This is a genomic window from Bacillus sp. UNC69MF (assembly GCF_000746035.1).
Lineage (GTDB): Bacteria > Bacillota > Bacilli > Bacillales > Bacillaceae > Bacillus > Bacillus velezensis.
In genome coordinates, this window is record NZ_JQKM01000004.1 from 182,632 (window position 1) to 200,720 (window position 18,089).

Below are 18,089 nucleotides of genomic sequence, written 5' to 3' on the forward strand. Positions count from 1 at the left end.
TTTTCTTTTACACGTAATTCAAGAGCCGGAGTATCGCTTTCTTTGCATCTATTCCTTCTATTTCGGAGCCGATGCAGGAAGGACATCCGTCTTGACATGGACATTGTCTGATCAGGCGCTCAGCCCCTTCATTGATTTCATCAAATCGCTTATATACTTCATCGGCAAGTCCGATTCCGCCCGGATAATGATCATACAGAAAGATTGTCGGAAGTCCGGTATGTGCGGCTTTGATTTGCGGCACGACATGCACGTCATTTCGGTCGCACATGACGTATACAGGCACGATATGCTGCAGGACGTGGGCAATGCCTAAAAGCAGCTGTTCAAGCGTTTTTTCGCCGATCTCCGAATCCGTCTCTTTCAATTCAAGCCAGGCAGCACTGGTATGCAGTTCTTCTTCTGGAAGATGAATCGGCCCTGATCCTATATTTTCAAATGTCGTCATTTTAATTTTTTTAAATATTGTCGGAAGTGCGTTCACGGTTACATCGCCGAAATGTAAGGCCGTTTTCTTTCTGCTGTCCGTTCTGTCAATGTCCAGCACTTTCAGCTGCACCGCTAAATTGGCATCTGTATAATATTCGACATCGACCTTTCGCACGTACGCTTTTTTATGATCCCAATCAAGCTTTTCAACCTGATACTGCACCCCTTCATGAAGATAAATCGCTTCATCATGAAGAAGCGTCATCGCGCTGAAGCGGTCCATTTCTCCGATGATTTTTACATCAGCCGTCTCTGACCGGTCAACGATGACCACGTTTTCCTGTGACGCCGAACGGAGACTGATGTTGGAGGCGGGAAAAGATTCGCTCGCCCAGTGATAGCGTTCGCGGTTTTCGTGAAGCACCCCTTCTTCTTCTAAATACTCGAGAATATCTCTTGCATCATTTTCTCCGAATGTTTCATCGGCTCTGAAAGGCAGCTCATACGCGGCGCATTTCAGGTGATCGACCAGTATAATGAGATTATCGGGATTAATCCTTGCAGATTCAGGCGAGCGTTTAAAGAAATAATCAGGATGGCGCACAATATATTGGTCAATCGGATCAGGGTTCGCCACCATCACGATAAGCGCCTCTCCCTGCCGCCGCCCGGCCCGGCCCGCCTGCTGCCATGCGCTCGCGACACTGCCCGGGTACCCCGTCATCACGCAGACCTGAAGCTGGCCGATATCAACGCCGAGCTCCAGCGCGTTTGTGCTGACAACGCCGAGAATGCTGCCGTCTCTTAACCCCCGCTCTATTTCTCTTCTTTCTTTCGGAAGATATCCGCCGCGATAGCCTCTGACAGACTTCGCGCCGATTTCTTTTTTTACGATCTCCTGAATGTGGCTTAAAATAATTTCAACCCGGACACGGCTTCTGGCAAAAACAATCGTCTGGATCTTATTTTTTAAAAAAGTTTTGGCAAGTTCGTTCACTTCCACGGTGGCGCTTTTTCGAATATGCAGCGGTTTATTTACAATCGGAGGATTGTAAAAAGCAAAGTGCTTTCTTCCGGCCGGGGCGCCGTTATCGTCAATCAGGCGCACTGATTTTCCCGTCAGCTGCTCCGCCAATTCCCTCGGATTGGCGATTGTGGCGGATGTACAGATAAATGACGGCGTGCTTCCGTAAAAAGCGCAGATTCTCATTAAACGGCGGATGACGTTCGCCACATGGCTGCCGAATACGCCGCGGTACGTATGTAATTCATCAATGACAATATATTTCAGGTTTTCAAACAGACTCACCCATTTTGTATGGTGGGGAAGAATGGCTGAATGAAGCATATCGGGATTTGTGATCACAATATGCCCGGCTTTTCTGACTTTCTGCCTGATGGCCGGAGACGTATCTCCGTCATAGGTGAAGCTTTTAATGTCCATGCCCGTCTCGTCTATGATTTCGTTCAGCTCGCTTTTTTGATCCTGTGCGAGCGCCTTTGTCGGAAATAAATAAAGCGCGCGGCTTGAGGCATCTTCCGCGATAGACTGAAGAACCGGAAGATTATAGCACAGTGTTTTTCCGGAGGCCGTCGGTGTGACAGCCACAATGCTTTCTCCGTTTTGAACCGTCTGAAAAGCGGAGTATTGATGTGTAAAGAGCCGCTCGATCCCCCTCTTTTCGAGAGCCGCCCGAATTTTCCGATCTACTTGCTCCGGCATCGGCATGGTTTTCGCCTCCCGCGGTTCCTCTTCATGCCAATGCACAATATTTTCATGATTTTTTAATTCCTGAATCAGTTCGCTCAGTGATTTTTTCTTCATCGTTCACACCTCTTTATGAGGTATAGTTTACCGAATATTTGTTTGCCTGGCTAGATGAAAATCCTGCACAAGAAAAAAAGCAGGGAATCAGCCCCTGCCTACTTCATTTTTATCGTAAAAAGCTCTGTTTGTCCTTTTTTCGCTTCATTTGCGCCTGCAAATTGCAAAGGTTCTGCGGCATCGCCATTCATAATCACCATAGGGATGACGGTGCTGCTTGCTTTTTCTTTTATTAAATCCAGCCGGCACGTTAAAAGCAGATCGCCTGTTTTCACTTTGTCTCCTTCTTTTACATGCGCTTCAAAGCCTTCACCGTTCATATTGACGGTATCCAAACCGACATGTATCAAAAGTTCCGCTCCGGAAAGGGTGCGGATGCCGACAGCATGTTTTGTATGGAACAGCTGAATCACTTCTCCCTCAACCGGTGAAACAATGTCTCCGTTTGCAGGCTCGACGGCGATCCCGTCCCCCATCATTTTTTGTGAAAATACGGGATCCGGCACTGAAGCCAAATCCATCACCGCTCCGTCAGCCGGAGAAAAGATCACTTCCTCGGCCGGCTTTTTCCGGCTGTCTCCCAATCCGAATAATTTTTTCAGCAATGTGTTGTGCTCCCCTTCCTAAATGTGAATCCGTTACCAGTTTATTCTCCACTATTTAACCATACTTTCTTTTTTCCTTCAATTCTTAACCATACGGCATAACATCGCATATTCTGTTTGTAAAAAGGCGGTGGTCATATGGATCAATCACAAAACGATAAACTTGATCCGCAAAGAAATGAGGACATCATCAGCCATGCGATGGACCAATTTTTTCACTCAGGTCCCTTCGCAGAATTGATGCAGGGTTTTCAGCACCTTGTCAATTCGGCTTTTACTGAAGCGCAAGTGACGATTGATGTCAGAGAAGAGCCGACGGGCCTCGCGGTTGATATCAGCGTTCCCGAGACATTCCGTGACGGTGATATGCTGGTGGAAACGAAGGGGTGCTACCTTCACGTTACAATCCGCTACGATCATAAACAGGCTCATTCATCCCATGTGTCTTCAAGCATGACAAGAACCGTTGTCCTCCCGTATAAGGTGAGTGAAGAAGATATGGAAACATCCTGGAATGAACAGACGCTTACCCTCTTTTTCCCTAAAAAATAAGCATGAATGATGGATATCATTCATGCTTTTTATTTGAAGATACTGGTGAAGCCTTTCACCAGCGATCCGACCTGATTTACGGCGCTTACCATCTGCCCCGTTGTATCTATCATTTTATTAAAGTCAAACTGTCCGTTCGTTTTTTTAAACTGGGAGAGTATGCCTGAGAATTGGGAAGACTGCTGCTGATTCGGTCTGGGAACGGGGTAAGGATTCACAAACCCCGGCTGCCCCCCGGGCATGCCTGCCTGAGGGGGAGCGGGAGCAAACGGCTGCTGCACATGACCGTATTCCTGATTCGGATAAAATTGCTGCGGGTACTGCCCTTGCTGATGATATGGCGGCGGCGGCTGCTGCAATGGCTGTATCTGCTGCGGATACGGCGGCTGTAATGGCTGTATCTGCTGCGGACTCGGCTGCTGTAATGGCTGTATCTGCTGCGGGTAGAAATATCCCGCCGGCTGCTGGTACATATTTTGATATGGCTGCGCTCTCCATTGCATATGACATTCCCCCTTGTCTCTCACTAAGTTTCTGCTATATATGTATGAATTCCGCCGTGGTTATGTGCTTTCGGTGATTCTGATTTTTGTCAAATGCTGTCGAAAGTCTTAATTTTTTAAAAACAGAAAAAAGTCGAATCGTTATGTTACCATAATCTCAACATACATGAGAGGGGATGCACCATTATGAACGTATCATACTTAAGAAAGCGTTTTGCTGAAGTGAAAAAATATGAAACAGATTGTGCAGATAAACTGATGGACTTTGCAAAATTCCTCTATATTCAAGGCCATCTCACCGCAACCGAATTTCGAAACAGTATGAAGGTTCTCGAAGCAAGTGGAGCAGAAAACCCGGCGTATGAATAACATACCCGACCCCTTTATATAAAAGAAGGCAGCCGTTTTCAGCTGCCTTCTTTTTCAATTTCATCCCTTAATATACGAAGCGTATATAAAACAGATTCAGTTAAATCCCTGTATCTTTTTTTATGAATATGATGAACATATGATTGGAGCATCAGCTCTCCGAAATTTTCTGTAACGGCCTGAATTTGTGCGTGATGAACGTATTTCGGACGGTTTTCCTGAATAAACGCAAGCGCTGCTTCTGTCCAAAGCGCGCAAAGCCGGTCTCTTTTTTCAACATCGGGTTTAATAATCTCAAAAAAATCATATGAACGGCCTGACTCTTTTCCATCCTGATACCTTTTTTCGGCTTCCAGAACCGCCTCTATCATTTGTTCTGTCAGCTCCAATAACGACTGTGTCTGCAAACGGACTCACCTCAGTACATATGGTACCAAAGTTTTTGCATAAAATCAGCTGATCCGGCAGGCTCTCGGCAAATCCTTTTTACGCCGGTCAGCCAAAAACAGGTCATCAATACAAACATGAAGCTCCCGCGCCTCTTCCTCAAGGCGGGAAAGTTTCTCCTGTCTGATTTCTTCAGCTTCCGCCTGACAGGATCTGACTGCTTGGGTAAGCGTCTTTTCAGCAGCAGAAATCCGGAATTCGATATCAGAAAGCAGACGGAGAATATCAGCCTTGCTCGTGTAAACAGACATTCATGTTCCTCCCTTTTATCACTTGCGTTTCTTTAGAATATAATTCTCGTTTTCATACCGCTCTCCTTTGCACATGACAAAACTAGAAGCAGTTCGGCAAACAAACAGAGATTATCCTAAAAGGCGTGCCTTTCGACAAAAAAGTGCCGCAAACTTTGTATGAACCGGCACGTTAATGCAAACGATACAGTTGAGGAGGTGCCGTATGAAAACGAGACCGAAAAATGCAGGTAAACAGCAAAAAACCGAAGCAAAAACGACTGATACGCTTGATAAAAAATTAGGCGGCCCAAACCGCCCTTCCACGTAACACATCAGCAGCCCGAAACCCCAGCGAACGGTTTCGGGCTTTTTCATTTCTTCAGCCACTCTTTAACCGCGAAGAGCGCATGGAGCTCCCGTCTTTTCTGGAAGTACCAGTCCGTCAGTTCAAGCTGTTTCGGCATTTTCTCCTGTAAGAAAGCCCCTTTTCTTAACCTTTTTTGAAACCAATCCGCCCTTTCGCCGTCTAATGGGTGGGCAACAATGGGATAGGTTGTCCTCAGCATCGGTGATGTTCTTTTTTTGATGCCGATCATTTTCTCCATATCAAAGCGTGATCCGGTATGAGGAACGGTATCAAGAAAACGGTAAAAAGAAGCGTGAAGATCAGGGCTGAACAGAAGGCGGGCCAGCTGTTTTCCGAGCGTAATTCTCTCTTCGGTTTTTGAAAACCGTTTGACGGAAATTCCGTATAATTGTCCGTCAAATGAAGGGAATATCACCGTATTAAAGTGAAACCAATCACTTAAATAAAAAGGAATCGTGCCAAAAACATTCTTTTTAAACGAAGGATTTTGTATAATAGGTGCTTGGATAGTGTTTTGTTCATTTATAATAAGAGCATACATGAGCCGTTCCGTATCTCCGTCACGCCAAAAGCGAAGCCACTCTTCCTGCATAAAAGCCGAGACGCGGAAATGAGGAAGATGACGGAAAAGAGGTTCGCCGATTTGTTTTGACCACTGGTAGACCAGAAGCTGAGGATAGGCATCAGAAAAAATCAGCCAATTCGCCCTTTCATACGAAAGGAAAAACCAGTTTTTCTGACTGCTGTCAAGGCCCTCCTGATAAAGGACGCCTCTTAAATCAGTCATCGACCAGCCCGCATTGCGGGACACAAAGGATGCCAAAAGCGGCCACTTGATCTCAGGATGGCGGTCATAATATGCTTTATAGGCATTCGTCCGGGAAATATTATCGGCATTTTTTATTTTCGTCTCTTTTTCGATCAGGCGAAGAATGGCGGTTACGGTCTGTCGTTTATGCACGTTCATTCACTTCCGTCACTATTAGTTTGATAAGGAGGATGGAAAAAGTGATTCGGTACCCGAATGGAAAAACTTTTCAGCCGAACAAAACGGTTTCATCCCAAAACAGCCAGAAACGGTCTCATTCATACAGTAATCGCGGCATGACCCTCGAAGACGACCTGAATGAAACGAATAAGTATTATCTGGCTAACCAAATTGCTGTCATTCACAAAAAGCCGACACCCGTCCAGATTGTAAACGTCCACTATCCGAAAAGAAGCGCCGCAGTCATTAAGGAAGCTTATTTTAAACAGTCTTCCACAACTGACTACAACGGCATTTATAAAGGGCGCTACATTGATTTTGAGGCAAAAGAAACAAAAAACAAAACGGCATTTCCCCTGCAGAATTTTCATGATCATCAGATTGAGCATATGAAGCAGGTGGTCAGACAAGACGGCATTTGTTTTGTTATTATATCCGCTTTCGGAAAGGTTTATTTCCTCGAAGCCGACAAGCTGTTTGTCTTTTGGGAGAGAAAGGAGAACAATGGCAGAAAATCAATTCGCAAAGACGAATTAGAAGATGCTTCCTTTCCGATTTCCCTTGGATACTCACCGAGAATTGATTATATTAGTATTATTGAACAGCTTTATTTTTCGCAGGAACAGTAGACTGAGCGAAAGGTTGATAAACGAAAGGTTGAGATGTTATGTCAGATCAATTTACGAGCCGTGAAGAACGCCGTAAGGCAAGGCAGACGAAAAGCACTAAGCCCTCTTCACCGAAAAAAGGCAAGAAACAGCGTAAAGGCGGTTTATTCAAAAAGATTGTACTGTCCTTGGTTATTCTGTTTGTCCTTGGCATAGTCGGCGGAGCGGCGGCATTTGCCGTTTTGGTTTCCGGCGCGCCGTCTTTGGACGAAGCCAAGCTGAAAACGCCTTACTCTTCAACGATTTACGATAAAAACGGCAAAGAAATCGCGGAAGTGGGCGGTGAAAAACGAACCTACGTCCCGATTAAGGATATACCCGATGTTGTGAAAGAAGCATTTATCGCAACTGAAGACGCCCGTTTTTATAAGCACCACGGTATAGACCCGATCCGGATCGGAGGCGCCTTGGTCGCCAACTTTACGGATGGATTCGGTTCAGAGGGAGGAAGCACAATCACCCAGCAGGTTGTGAAAAACTCGCTTTTGACCCATCAGAAAACGATTAAACGGAAAGCACAGGAAGTGTGGCTTTCACTGCAGCTGGAGCGCCATTATTCTAAAGATGAAATCTTAGAAATGTATTTAAACAGAATTTATTTCTCACCGCGTGCCTACGGCGTCGGTAAAGCGGCTGAAGAATTCTTCGGCGTAAAAGACTTGAGCAAGCTTACGGTTGAACAGGCGGCGACGCTTGCCGGAATGCCGCAAAGCCCGACCGGATATAACCCGGTTAAAAATCCGAAGGCTTCCGAAAAACGCCGAAACATTGTTCTCAGCTTAATGGAAAAACAAGGATTCATTTCAAATTCTGACTACCAAAAAGCAAAGAAAGTGTCCATGAAAGATGAAGGCGTCGTCAGCCAAAAGGAATACGATAAAAAGGACACAAATAAATACAGCGCTTTTGTCGAAGAAGTTATGAAAGAAATTGAGACAAAAGAAAAGAAAGACGTCGATATTTCAACTGACGGATTGAAAATTTACACGACTCTTGATACGAAAGCACAAGATTATCTTGATCAATTGATGAACGGAGATACAGCCGGCTTTTCGGAAGGCATGCAGGGCGGCGTCACTCTCCTTGATACGACAAACGGAGAAATCCGCGCTATCGGAGCAGGACGGAACAGAACTACCGGGGGATTCAATTATGCAACACAAGGTAAAACCCAGCCCGGTTCAACGATAAAACCAATTCTTGATTACGGGCCGGTCATTGAAAATAAAAAATGGTCGACGTATGAGCAGATTGATGATTCGGCTTATACGTACTCTGACGGCACACCGATTCATGATTGGGACAATAAATACAGAGGTCAGATATCTATGCGAGAGGCCCTCGCAGACTCACGTAATATTCCTGCTTTAAAAGCATACCAAGCAGCAGGAAAAGATAATGCCGTCGACTTCGCAAACGACTTAGGATTGGGATTAAACAAAGATCAAGTATATGAACCCTACTCTATCGGGGGATTTGGTGAGGGTAACCGCGGTGTATCTACTATGACCATGGCAGGCGCCTACAGTGCGTTCGGAAATAACGGAACGTACAACGAACCGCACGCGGTCACATCGATTGAATTTAATGACGGCACTAAGCTTGATTTAACACCGAAACCGAAAAGTGCTATGAGCGACTACACAGCGTTTATGATTACCGATATGCTCAAATCAGCTGTCGAATCAGGAACAGGTAAACTGGCTCAGGTGCCGAACGTGGAAGTCGCCGGTAAAACGGGTACGACCAACTTTACTAAAGAGGACATTCAAAAATATAACATTGCTCCGGGCGGAGTCCCAGACTCCTGGTTTGTCGGATACACCCCTCAATATACAGCGGCGGTTTGGACCGGAGTTGAGTCTGGCAACAAAGCAGGCAAGAAATCACTGTCTTCTGCAGACCAGCAAGTCGCAAAACGGATTTTCCAAAAGCTGATCTCTTACGTTGATGACGGTAAAGGAAGCTTCAAGCAGCCTGACAGCGTCGTAAAAGAAACAGTTGAGAAAGGCTCGAATCCTGCCGCTTTAGCCGGACCGAATACGCCGGATGATAAAAAAGTGACGGAGTACTTCGTGAAAGGAACGCAGCCAACTGCCGTTTCTAAAACGTACACGAAAGAAAAAGCCGATAAACCGACAGGATTGCAAGTGAAATACGACAAAGATAAAAAATCATTAACTTTAAGCTGGAATTATGACGGTGATGCAACATTCAATGTCAAACAATCCGTTGACGGCGGAAGCTACAGTGACATTCAAAACAGTTCAGCAAAAGAAGCCGTCGTCTCAGATGTCACACCAGGCTCCACATACAGCTTCCAGGTGACAGCGGAAAACGATGACGGAAAAAGCGATACGGCATCAGCTTCTTTCAAAGTCCCGAAAGATGAAGAAGACGATGCGGATAAAGATAAAGCGACTGACGATGAACAGAAGTCTGATGAAGATAAAGACAAAGACAAAACGCAAACCGATGATTCAAACACAGATGACAATCAGACAGATACGTCTGACGGATCGGATCAAACACCAACTGATGACCCGGATAAAAATCAGGATCAATCCGATAAGGATCAAACAGATAACAACAATCAGAATCAGCCCGGTAACGGGACCGATAACAACGGACAGCAAGATAACGGCTCTGATAATGATTCCGATTCCGGTTCAGACGGCTCAAATAAACCTGACAACGGTCAAACGGACAAAAACCAAGACTCATCTTCAAATATCAACGGGCAGTCAAATTCGTCAACCATCCAGTCAAATTCCGCTCATTAGCGGACGAAATCCTTCACCTCAACCAGGTGAAGGATTTTTTTCATACAAAAAAACCTCCTTATGAGAAAAGGAGGTTTTTAACCTTTGTTCATGGCTTCATATTTATGATATTGTTTCTTCATCTCCGTCATCAATTCATCAAGCTGAATAAACGAGTGATATTGAGTCGGTTTCGTTAAAATAAACGCCATTCGCTCCGCCCAATTGATCGGTTCGGCGGGAAAATGCTTTGTTTCAAGCACAGTCCAGTCGAGTGATGTGACCCGCTCCCCTGCCGTCCAGTGAAAAGCGGCAATCAGACAGGCAATTCCCTTCAGCATGTCATTTTGATCACATCTCGATTTTCTTGTTTGAAAAACGGGAAGCAGCGTTTCTTTCGTTTCATTCCAAATCTGAAACAGAAACGGGACATATTCGCCCCTTTCCCTCCATGGCTGCACTGTTGGCTGACCGCTGAAATCCATATACAGAGGATGGCGGCGCAGCGCCGTTTTGATCTCAAGGCTTTCCAAGTCCGTAAGGCTGCGCAGGTATGTTTCATAGCCTGCCAGAATGTCAATCGCCGTCACCGTTTCACCAGCCCTTTTTTGTCACGCTTCTGCCCTTCTCTGCATAGCGGAAGCAAAGGACATTCCGCACAGCGGGGAGATTGCGCTTTACAATGATACCTGCCGAAAAATATTAATCTGTGATGCGTAACAGACCAATCCTCTTTTGGCACTTTTTTCATTAATGTTTTCTCTACTTCCAAAACAGAGTCCTTCCAGCGGCAGATACCGAGCCGTTTAGAGACCCGCTCCACATGAGTGTCTACTGCGATCGCGGGTACGCCGAAAGCAACAGACACGACCACATTTGCCGTTTTCCGTCCGACACCCGGCAGATTCACAAGCTCATCCCGGTCTTTCGGCACTTCTCCGCCGTACTCTTCGATGATCATTTTGCTCAGCTTTTGAATATTTTTGGCTTTATTACGGTACAGGCCGATTGATTTAATATCCTGCTGGAGTTCTTCCAGCGATACGGCAAGATAATCTTCGGGCCGTTTATATTTTTGAAATAGCGTTTTTGTTACTCTGTTGACGAGAGCATCCGTACATTGCGCGGATAGTGCGACTGCCACAACCAGTTCGAAAGGATTTGAATGGACAAGTTCACATTCTGCGTGCGGAAACATATCGCCGATTTTTTCAAGACAATATTCAATCTGCTTTAAATTTAACACGTTTCTCCCCTTCTCATGTTATTGTTCCAGCCAATTGTAAAAAGGCACCTGCCTCGTATACTCTTTTTGCGGATCATTTTGTTTTGTTTGAACACGCCGGAATTTTTGGCTGTGCGCCTTCGCCTGCTCAACCGTTTTGAAGCCGTTCTTTTTCCATTCAAATAAAATCCGGTCAATATAGCGAAAACTGAGTTTCCCCGATAAAACGGCTTCTTTTAAGGCGTGTTTAATCAGAATCGCATCATGCTGATCCTGGTCCTGCCATATGGCCAGCGTCTCGCATTCAAGGGGCGACAGCGGTCTTCCGAACTCTTCTTCAAAGATGGTATACAGGCTTTTTTGTTCTCTTTCTGACGTTCTTTCCTGCGTTTCGTTTTGTGAATGCTGCATGTAATCATACAGCTTCGCCCATAACGGCTGCAGAGAATATTTTTCAAACTTTATGCCGTTATGGTCTTCACATTCTTCAATAAACAGAAAACCTTTTTGAATAAACATCCTCAGGCAGCTTGTACATTCTTCAGCAGAGATGGACATGCCTGACTGAAGTTCAAACGGCGTCGGAAAATAAGAGCCCTTTTCCAAATGCATTTTAATCTTCAAAAGCAGGATCAATTCGGTTTCATTCAGCCCGAGCTGCCGGTAATGTGTCAGCAGCAGGTTGGGAATGCTTGAAATGCCGAGTTCCTGCATATCTATAAATTGCTGTTTTTTCATCCTTACACCTCTTACTGTAAAAGGTTATCTCCCGGGAGCTTTCCCCTTTACTTAGAAAAAGTCTCCCTTGCAGGAGACTTCGTTTTTTAAAACTATTACGGATAAAGACGGTTCAGAAGTCTCGGGAACGGAATCGTTTCACGCACGTGAGGCGCTCCGCTGATCCAAGCCACTGTCCGCTCAAGTCCGAGGCCGAAGCCGGAGTGCGGAACAGAACCGTATTGTCTGAGTTCAGCATACCATTTGTAAGCATCTGAATCCAGACCGTGTTCTTTTAATCTTTCTTCCAATAAATCCATATCATGAACGCGTTCTGAACCGCCGATGATTTCCCCGTAGCCTTCCGGAGCGATTAAGTCGGCACATAACACGACATCGTCACGATCTTTGGCAGGCTGCATATAAAACGGTTTTAATGACGTCGGGTAATGAGTGATAAACACCGGTTTGTCATAGCTTTCTGCGATCGCTGTTTCATGCGGCGCACCGAAGTCATCTCCCCACTCAATATCGTCAAAGCCTTTTTCTTTCAGGAATTCGATCGCTTTATCGTACGTAATGCGCGGGAATGGCGCTTTGATTTGTTCAAGCTTCGATGTGTCTCTACCTAATGTGTTCAGCTCGATCTTACAATGTTCCAGCACACTTTGTACGATGTATGCAACATAATTCTCCTGAACTTCAAGGTTTTCTTCAAATTCAACAAATGCCATTTCAGGCTCAATCATCCAGAATTCGATGAGATGGCGTTTCGTTTTCGATTTTTCCGCTCTGAACGTCGGTCCGAAAGAGAATACTTTTCCGAGCGCCATTGCAGCTGCTTCCATATACAGCTGGCCGCTTTGAGACAAGAAGGCGTCTTCATCAAAATATTTCGTCGCGAACAGCTCAGTCGTGCCTTCCGGAGCGCTTCCCGTCAAAATCGGCGGATCTACTTTCACGAAGCCTTCTTTGTTGAAAAATTCATAAGTCGCACGGATGATTTCGTTGCGGATTTTCATAATTGCGTGCTGGCGTTTCGAACGGAGCCATAAATGTCTGTGATCCATTAAGAATTCCGTACCGTGCTCTTTAGGCGTAATCGGATAATCAGTCGCTTCGTGAATGACTTCAATGGATGTAACAGCAAGCTCATAGCCGAGCGGTGAACGCTCGTCCTCTTTCACAATTCCTTTTACATAAAGTGACGTTTCCTGTGTCACTGATTTCGCGATTTGGAAGATGTCTTCTTCTACTTCAGCTTTAACGACAACTCCCTGAATGAAGCCTGTACCGTCTCTCAGCTGTAAAAATGCGATTTTACCGCTTGAGCGTTTATTAGCGACCCAAGCTCCAATCATTACTTCCTCGCCTGTGTGTTTATACACTTGGTTGATTGTTGTTTTCAAACTCTTTCCCTCCAGAACAAGAAAGACATTCAGGAATCTGCCTGAATCTCTTTTTTCATCACTTTATTATACCCGTTCTACTCTAACGGGGTCAATGCAAGTGAAAAGCGGCTTTAAAAGCCGCTTTTTCAGAATCAGCTGTGTTTTTCCGTGAAGCGGCGGATTCTTTCGACCGCTTCTTCTAAAAGATCGAGTGACGTTGCGTAAGATAAGCGGACGTTGTCCGGTGAACCGAAACCCGAGCCCGGCACGATGGCGACTTTTTCTTCTTCCAGAAGCGCCTTGACGTATTCATCGACATCTTTGAATCCGCAGTTTTCTGCGGCCGCTTTGGCGTTAGGGAACAAGTAAAACGCCCCTTCAGGTTTGACACAGGTGAATCCGGGAATCTCACTGAGCTGAGCGTAAATGGTGTTCAGTCTGTGCTCAAATGCCTGTCTCATCTCTTCCAGCGGCTCAGCCGGACCGTTATAGGCCGCAATAGCGCCGTATTGAGCGATAGACGTCGGATTTGATGTGCTGTGGCTCGCAAGGCTCGTCATCGCTTTAATAATCGTCTCCGAACCCGCCGCATAGCCGATCCTCCAGCCCGTCATGCTGTGAGATTTCGACACGCCGTTAATGATGATCGTCTGCTCTTTCAATTCATCTGAAAGCTGTGCGATTGAGACGTGTTTTTTTCCTCCGTATGTAAGCTTCTCATAAATCTCGTCGGAAACGATCAGAATGCCATGCTCCAGACACACTTTTCCGAGTTCCGCAAGCTCTTCTTTCGTATACATAACACCTGTCGGGTTGCTCGGTGAATTGATAATGAGCGCTTTTGTTTTCTCGGTGATAGCCTGCTTCAGCTGCTCCGGTGAAATTTTAAACTGATTGGATTCCAGCCCTTTTGCATAGACGGGACGCCCCCCTGCCAGTTTCACCTGCTCAGGGTAGCTGACCCAGTAAGGAGTCGGTATAATCACTTCGTCCCCTTCATCGAGAATAACCTGAAATAATGTATACAGAGCGTGTTTCGCTCCGGTGCAGACAATGATTTCTGACGGCTTATATTCAATCCCCTGGTCGTTTTTGAATTTTTTTGCGATACTGTCTTTCAGCGCCGGCAGACCGCCTGATGGCGTATATTTCGTATGGCCTTCATTCATGGAACGCACCGCGGCATCTATAATGTGCTGAGGCGTATTAAAATCCGGTTCTCCTGCTCCGAGGCCGATGACATCATGGCCTTCTGCTTTCAGCTCTTTCGCTTTTGCAGTAATTGCAAGTGTTGCAGACGGTGTTAATGCGGATACTCTTTTTGCCAATTTCAACTTGAACTCCCCCTAATACGTCTCACGGTGTGATGTTTTTGAGAATCTTGCCGCTTGTAAAGTCCACATAGCTAAAGCTATACTGCCCGCTTTTGTTGATATAGGTCACTTCCCATAACGGAACATTGTTTTCTCTCGCCGGGTGAACACCATTCAGCTTGGAAACAAGCCCTTCGTCCCGAACGATCTTGGCAGCCTTGCCGCTTGAAATGCCGTCACTGGCTTTTTTTGAGAGAATTTTTGCTTTTTTGTCGGCCGGAACCCATACATACATATCTTTTCCATGTTTATCCGTTCCGGTAACAACATAATATTTCTGTTTGCCGACAAAGGTCTCCACTTTCTCAGCATCTGTCAGATCCGTTTTTTCTTTAGCGGCTGCGGCAGCTGTTTCGTGGCCTTCTTCTTTTTGGGCCATTGCAGATTTAAAAATGCTGGCCGAAAATAAAAGAACTGCTAAAAAAATAATACCAAATACGGCTGTAAATATTAATGCTTTTTTTCTCATCTTTTTCACCTATGTGCGATAAATGGTGAAGACCGCTTCATTTTGATTTTCTTCGTCGAGCGCAAGCCCGAACATCAGATTGTCCCGTTTCAAAGTCCGGTTTAATGTATCGACGATTTTATATAAATCATCTGAATGCTCCACATTAATCGTTGACAGAATTTCAATTTTGCTTTCCATTTTTATACCCTCCATCGGTCGAACAAATTTTGTTAGTCATAACGGGATGCGCCCGCGGCATAATAAAATCACAAGGCGGCATGAACCCGCTTTTACTATAAAAACAATTCCTCATCCCACACCACGAAAGCCGCGATTATGCGGCTTTTATTCCGTTTGGCTGACATAAGCCCCGAGTTCGGCATCCGTCAGCTCCAAAAGGGATGAAGTCGGGAGCGCTTCAAGAAACAGCCGTCCGTATCCCGCCGTCTTTACACGCTGATCTAAAAGAACGATTGTTCCCTTGTCTCCCGCCGTACGGAGAAGGCGCCCGATCCCCTGTCTGAACGTTAACACAGCCTCAGGCAGGGAAATCGTTTGAAACGGATTTTTCCCCTGCTTCTTGGCAAATTCGCATTTTGCGGCATGAAGCGGATTGTCAGGCGCCCTGAAAGGAAGTCTTGCGATCATGACGGTTGACAATTCATCCCCCGGAAAATCAACGCCTTCCCAGAAATGATTTGTCCCGAGTAAAATCGCCCGGCTTGCCGTTTTAAAGGTTTTCATTAATTTACCGGGACTCCCGCCCGAAATACCTTGGGCGAGAAGCTGAATGCCTGATATCTCCATACTGAGTTTCAGTTCCTGATACACTTTTTTCAGCATATCATGAGACGTAAACAGGACAAGGATCTTCGGCTGTTTTCCCTTTGACATGATTTCTGCATACTTGGCAATATGCTCAATGACTTCCCGCTCTCCGTCATATTTAACGGATTTCATCTCTTTCGGAATGATGACGTTCATCTGATCATCGTAAGAAAAAGGAGACGGGATGCTTTTGGTGCGCGGATAAAAATCCGCAAGTCCAAGCCTTTCAATCATAAATTGAAAAGAATGCTCCACCATTAAGGTCGCTGATGTGAGCACAACGCTTTTTTTGCGGGCGAAAAACTGGTCTGCCAGCATTTCACCGGGCTCCAAAGGCTGCGCATAGATACTGACGGCATTTTTTGCGCCCTTCGCGTCAATTTCAACCCAAACGGCTTCTTTCTCATCATTTTCAAACAGCAGCCTGCTGAACGTATCGCGATATTCTTTCAGCCCCCTGATACACTTTACATATTCGGCCGCTAAAAAAGCCGCTCCGCTTTTCATCTGATCAAGCTTTTGATGTAACAGTTTCTCCTGTACTGAAAACATGTCAAGCAGCTGATCCAGCATCGCGCAAAGCCGCTCCGCTCCGTCCGTTATCATGTGAAACCCTTTATCCTGGCTTTTATGATTGAGACTATAGACGAGACGGTTCGAATCGTCTTTAGGTTTTCTTCGTTTGACAAAAGAATGCACTGAACTGAAAAATGCGTCGCTTTCCGATTGAATATGCTTCATCCACTCATCGGCGTCAAAAAAACTTTCCGCCGGCAGTTCATACGTATAAAACAGTTTTCTCATCCGCTTTAACAGTCCGTGTTCCTTTAAGGTGCCGATTCGGCTGAGCTTTGTGTGCAGTCCGATGTATGAAGCTCTCTTCCCCAGGTGCTCGCTGGCGGCGCGTTCGAAATGATGCGCTTCATCAATGATGACCGTTCCGCTTGCAGGCAGTTTTTTCGTTTCACTGCTTTGATCTGAAAACAGCAAAGCATGGTTTGTGATAATCAGATCTGCGGCCTGCGCCTTTTCTTTAGCCCGTTCATAAAACCCGGCAGCCGAGTCCTTCCCTTTTTTAAAAAAAGAATTCTCATCGTAAGCCATGCGCTCCCACAGCAATCTGCCGCCTGATGGAAGATTCAGCTCAGCGGCGTCGCCAGTTTCAGTCTCCGTCAGCCAGACGAGAAGCTGCGCTTTCGTCAAAACCGCATCATAGTTGTCATCTTCCTCATGCAGAATATGTTCAAACTTAGGCAGGCACAGATAATGTGATTTCCCTTTTAAAATAGCGGCTTTGACCGGCCAAGGAAATATACGCTCCAAAAGCGGAAGATCTTTAGACATGATCTGCTGCTGCAGAAGAGTAGAGTACGTGCTGATAATCACGGGAGTTTGTTCCGCTTTGGCAAATAAAACAGCCGGAACGAGATAACCGATCGTTTTTCCGATGCCGGGTGCCGCTTCAATCAGCGCATGCTCCCGATTGCGGAAGGCGCCAAGCACTTCATCCATCATCGAAAGCTGCCCTTTCCGCTTTTCATAGCGGGGGATGATGCCGGATAAGATCTGTTCTTTTTCTTCGTTCCACTTTTCAAGGTCAATGGCCGCATTCACCGGACGGGAAACCGGAATGTGATCAGGCTCTTTAATTGAAAAAGAGGCGTATGGAATGCAGCTCTTTTCTTCCGCCGGCCTGCTTTCATGTATAAAAGAATCCAAAAGCAGCGTCAAATCGCTGATAAAATGCTGTGAAAGCCTTCTAAGCTGCTTTAATGTCGGTAAAGGCAAATGTTTCAGTTTATGTAAAATGTCTAAAAAGACCAGTCCCGTAACCTCCGCATCGCTGTCTGCGCGGTGAGGGCGGTCATGAACAATATTCAGCTCCGCGCACAACTCACCGAGCTTATATCCTTCAAACCCCGGGAAAACAATACGCGAAAGCTCAACCGTATCAAGCACTTCACAATCCGGCAGCTCATAGCCCGCTTCGCTCAGTTCATGCCGGACAAATCCGAGGTCGAAATGAATATTGTGGGCAACAAAATACGCGCCGTCAAGCAGATGAAAAATCTCCTCCGCGACTTCTTCAAACGGCAGTTCATTTTCAACCATTCCGGACGAAATTCCGGTCAGCTGTTCAATAAACGGCGGGATGGCCTGATTCGGATTGATATATTTTGAAAACCGCTCAGTTATTTGTCCATTTTCAATGACAACCGCTGCGATTTGAATGATTTTATCGCCCTTTTTCGGCGAATTTCCTGTTGTTTCGACATCTATGACAACGAACCGTTGTTTGTTCATTAAAATGGACACCTCAATTCTTGCATACGAGAAAAGTGTAACACGTTTTGTT

Annotated in this window: 19 protein-coding genes; 5 read left to right on the forward strand and 14 right to left on the reverse strand. The window is 45.7% G+C overall.

Annotated elements, in window-relative coordinates; translation table 11 throughout:
• Window positions 1-7: 7 nt before the first annotated feature.
• Together BR62_RS0105690 and BR62_RS0105695 are read right to left on the reverse strand one after the other, a co-directional pair.
• Entirely contained in the window at window positions 8-2,254 is a 2,247-nt protein-coding gene (locus BR62_RS0105690) for a DEAD/DEAH box helicase (protein WP_032870038.1), read from the reverse strand.
• A gap of 98 nt (window positions 2,255-2,352) precedes the next feature.
• The gene (locus tag BR62_RS0105695) at window positions 2,353-2,859 is read right to left on the reverse strand and encodes a PTS sugar transporter subunit IIA (protein WP_012117833.1); all 507 of its coding nucleotides are present in this window, start codon (window positions 2,857-2,859) and stop codon (window positions 2,353-2,355) included.
• A 138-nt stretch (window positions 2,860-2,997) separates the two neighbouring features.
• On the opposite strand from BR62_RS0105695, the gene BR62_RS0105700 reads away from it, so the two are divergent.
• Window positions 2,998-3,411 carry an Hsp20/alpha crystallin family protein gene (locus BR62_RS0105700; protein ID WP_017418017.1) on the forward strand — a complete coding sequence of 138 codons (414 nt, stop codon included), beginning with the start codon at window positions 2,998-3,000 and terminating at the stop codon, window positions 3,409-3,411.
• A 29-nt stretch (window positions 3,412-3,440) separates the two neighbouring features.
• On the opposite strand, the gene BR62_RS0105705 is transcribed toward BR62_RS0105700, so the two are convergent.
• Window positions 3,441-3,914, reverse strand: a complete 474-nt coding sequence (locus tag BR62_RS0105705) for a YppG family protein (RefSeq protein ID WP_032870039.1) — start codon at window positions 3,912-3,914, stop codon at window positions 3,441-3,443.
• Window positions 3,915-4,100: 186 nt separating this feature from the next.
• Between BR62_RS0105705 and BR62_RS0105710 the strand changes: the two genes are divergently transcribed.
• A complete protein-coding gene (locus tag BR62_RS0105710; RefSeq protein ID WP_003153532.1) occupies window positions 4,101-4,283 on the forward strand; it encodes a YppF family protein in 183 nt (60 codons plus the stop codon).
• 38 nt (window positions 4,284-4,321) lie between these two features.
• On the opposite strand, the gene BR62_RS0105715 is transcribed toward BR62_RS0105710, so the two are convergent.
• Window positions 4,322-4,690: a YppE family protein gene (locus BR62_RS0105715; RefSeq protein ID WP_007409492.1), complete on the reverse strand. Its 369-nt coding sequence runs from the start codon at window positions 4,688-4,690 to the stop codon at window positions 4,322-4,324.
• A 45-nt stretch (window positions 4,691-4,735) separates the two neighbouring features.
• Window positions 4,736-4,981, reverse strand: coding sequence for a DUF5446 family protein (locus tag BR62_RS0105720; protein WP_007409491.1), 246 nt, complete (start codon window positions 4,979-4,981; stop codon window positions 4,736-4,738).
• 205 nt (window positions 4,982-5,186) lie between these two features.
• Here BR62_RS0105720 and sspM point away from each other — a divergent pair, with 205 nt between their 5' ends.
• Complete coding sequence (gene sspM, locus BR62_RS0105725; protein ID WP_003153525.1) at window positions 5,187-5,291, forward strand: acid-soluble spore protein SspM; 105 nt, start codon at window positions 5,187-5,189, stop codon at window positions 5,289-5,291.
• A 43-nt stretch (window positions 5,292-5,334) separates the two neighbouring features.
• Here the strand turns inward: sspM and BR62_RS0105730 are convergent, their stop codons facing one another.
• Window positions 5,335-6,297, reverse strand: a complete 963-nt coding sequence (locus BR62_RS0105730; protein ID WP_032870042.1) for a DUF2515 domain-containing protein — start codon at window positions 6,295-6,297, stop codon at window positions 5,335-5,337.
• 41 nt (window positions 6,298-6,338) lie between these two features.
• On the opposite strand from BR62_RS0105730, the gene recU reads away from it, so the two are divergent.
• Together recU and BR62_RS0105740 are read left to right on the forward strand one after the other, a co-directional pair.
• A complete protein-coding gene (recU, locus tag BR62_RS0105735) occupies window positions 6,339-6,947 on the forward strand; it encodes a Holliday junction resolvase RecU (protein WP_012117837.1) in 609 nt (202 codons plus the stop codon).
• Between the two features lie 38 nt (window positions 6,948-6,985).
• Entirely contained in the window at window positions 6,986-9,769 is a 2,784-nt protein-coding gene (locus BR62_RS0105740; RefSeq protein ID WP_032870044.1) for a PBP1A family penicillin-binding protein, read from the forward strand.
• Window positions 9,770-9,846: 77 nt separating this feature from the next.
• Here BR62_RS0105740 and BR62_RS0105745 read toward each other — a convergent pair whose 3' ends face one another.
• The 8 genes from BR62_RS0105745 to dinG all read right to left on the reverse strand — a co-directional run bounded on the left by BR62_RS0105745 (window position 9,847) and on the right by dinG (window position 18,037).
• Window positions 9,847-10,338 (reverse strand): YpoC family protein, encoded by a 492-nt coding sequence (locus BR62_RS0105745; RefSeq protein WP_032870046.1) that lies wholly within the window; start codon window positions 10,336-10,338, stop codon window positions 9,847-9,849.
• Window positions 10,335-10,994 (reverse strand): endonuclease III, encoded by a 660-nt coding sequence (nth, locus tag BR62_RS0105750; RefSeq protein WP_007612187.1) that lies wholly within the window; start codon window positions 10,992-10,994, stop codon window positions 10,335-10,337. Before nth ends, BR62_RS0105745 begins: the two co-directional genes overlap by 4 nt.
• An 18-nt stretch (window positions 10,995-11,012) precedes the next feature.
• Window positions 11,013-11,711 (reverse strand): DNA replication protein DnaD, encoded by a 699-nt coding sequence (gene dnaD / locus BR62_RS0105755; RefSeq protein WP_003153516.1) that lies wholly within the window; start codon window positions 11,709-11,711, stop codon window positions 11,013-11,015.
• A 95-nt stretch (window positions 11,712-11,806) separates the two neighbouring features.
• The gene (asnS, locus tag BR62_RS0105760) at window positions 11,807-13,099 is read right to left on the reverse strand and encodes an asparagine--tRNA ligase (protein WP_012117840.1); all 1,293 of its coding nucleotides are present in this window, start codon (window positions 13,097-13,099) and stop codon (window positions 11,807-11,809) included.
• Between the two features lie 134 nt (window positions 13,100-13,233).
• Window positions 13,234-14,415: a pyridoxal phosphate-dependent aminotransferase gene (locus tag BR62_RS0105765; RefSeq protein WP_032870049.1), complete on the reverse strand. Its 1,182-nt coding sequence runs from the start codon at window positions 14,413-14,415 to the stop codon at window positions 13,234-13,236.
• Window positions 14,416-14,437: 22 nt separating this feature from the next.
• The gene (gene tseB, locus BR62_RS0105770; protein ID WP_007409483.1) at window positions 14,438-14,923 is read right to left on the reverse strand and encodes a cell wall elongation/penicillin-binding protein regulator TseB; all 486 of its coding nucleotides are present in this window, start codon (window positions 14,921-14,923) and stop codon (window positions 14,438-14,440) included.
• Window positions 14,924-14,932: 9 nt separating this feature from the next.
• Entirely contained in the window at window positions 14,933-15,103 is a 171-nt protein-coding gene (locus BR62_RS19070; protein WP_003153512.1) for a YpmA family protein, read from the reverse strand.
• Window positions 15,104-15,250: 147 nt separating this feature from the next.
• Complete coding sequence (gene dinG, locus BR62_RS0105775) at window positions 15,251-18,037, reverse strand: ATP-dependent DNA helicase DinG (protein WP_032870051.1); 2,787 nt, start codon at window positions 18,035-18,037, stop codon at window positions 15,251-15,253.
• Window positions 18,038-18,089: the final 52 nt, after the last annotated feature.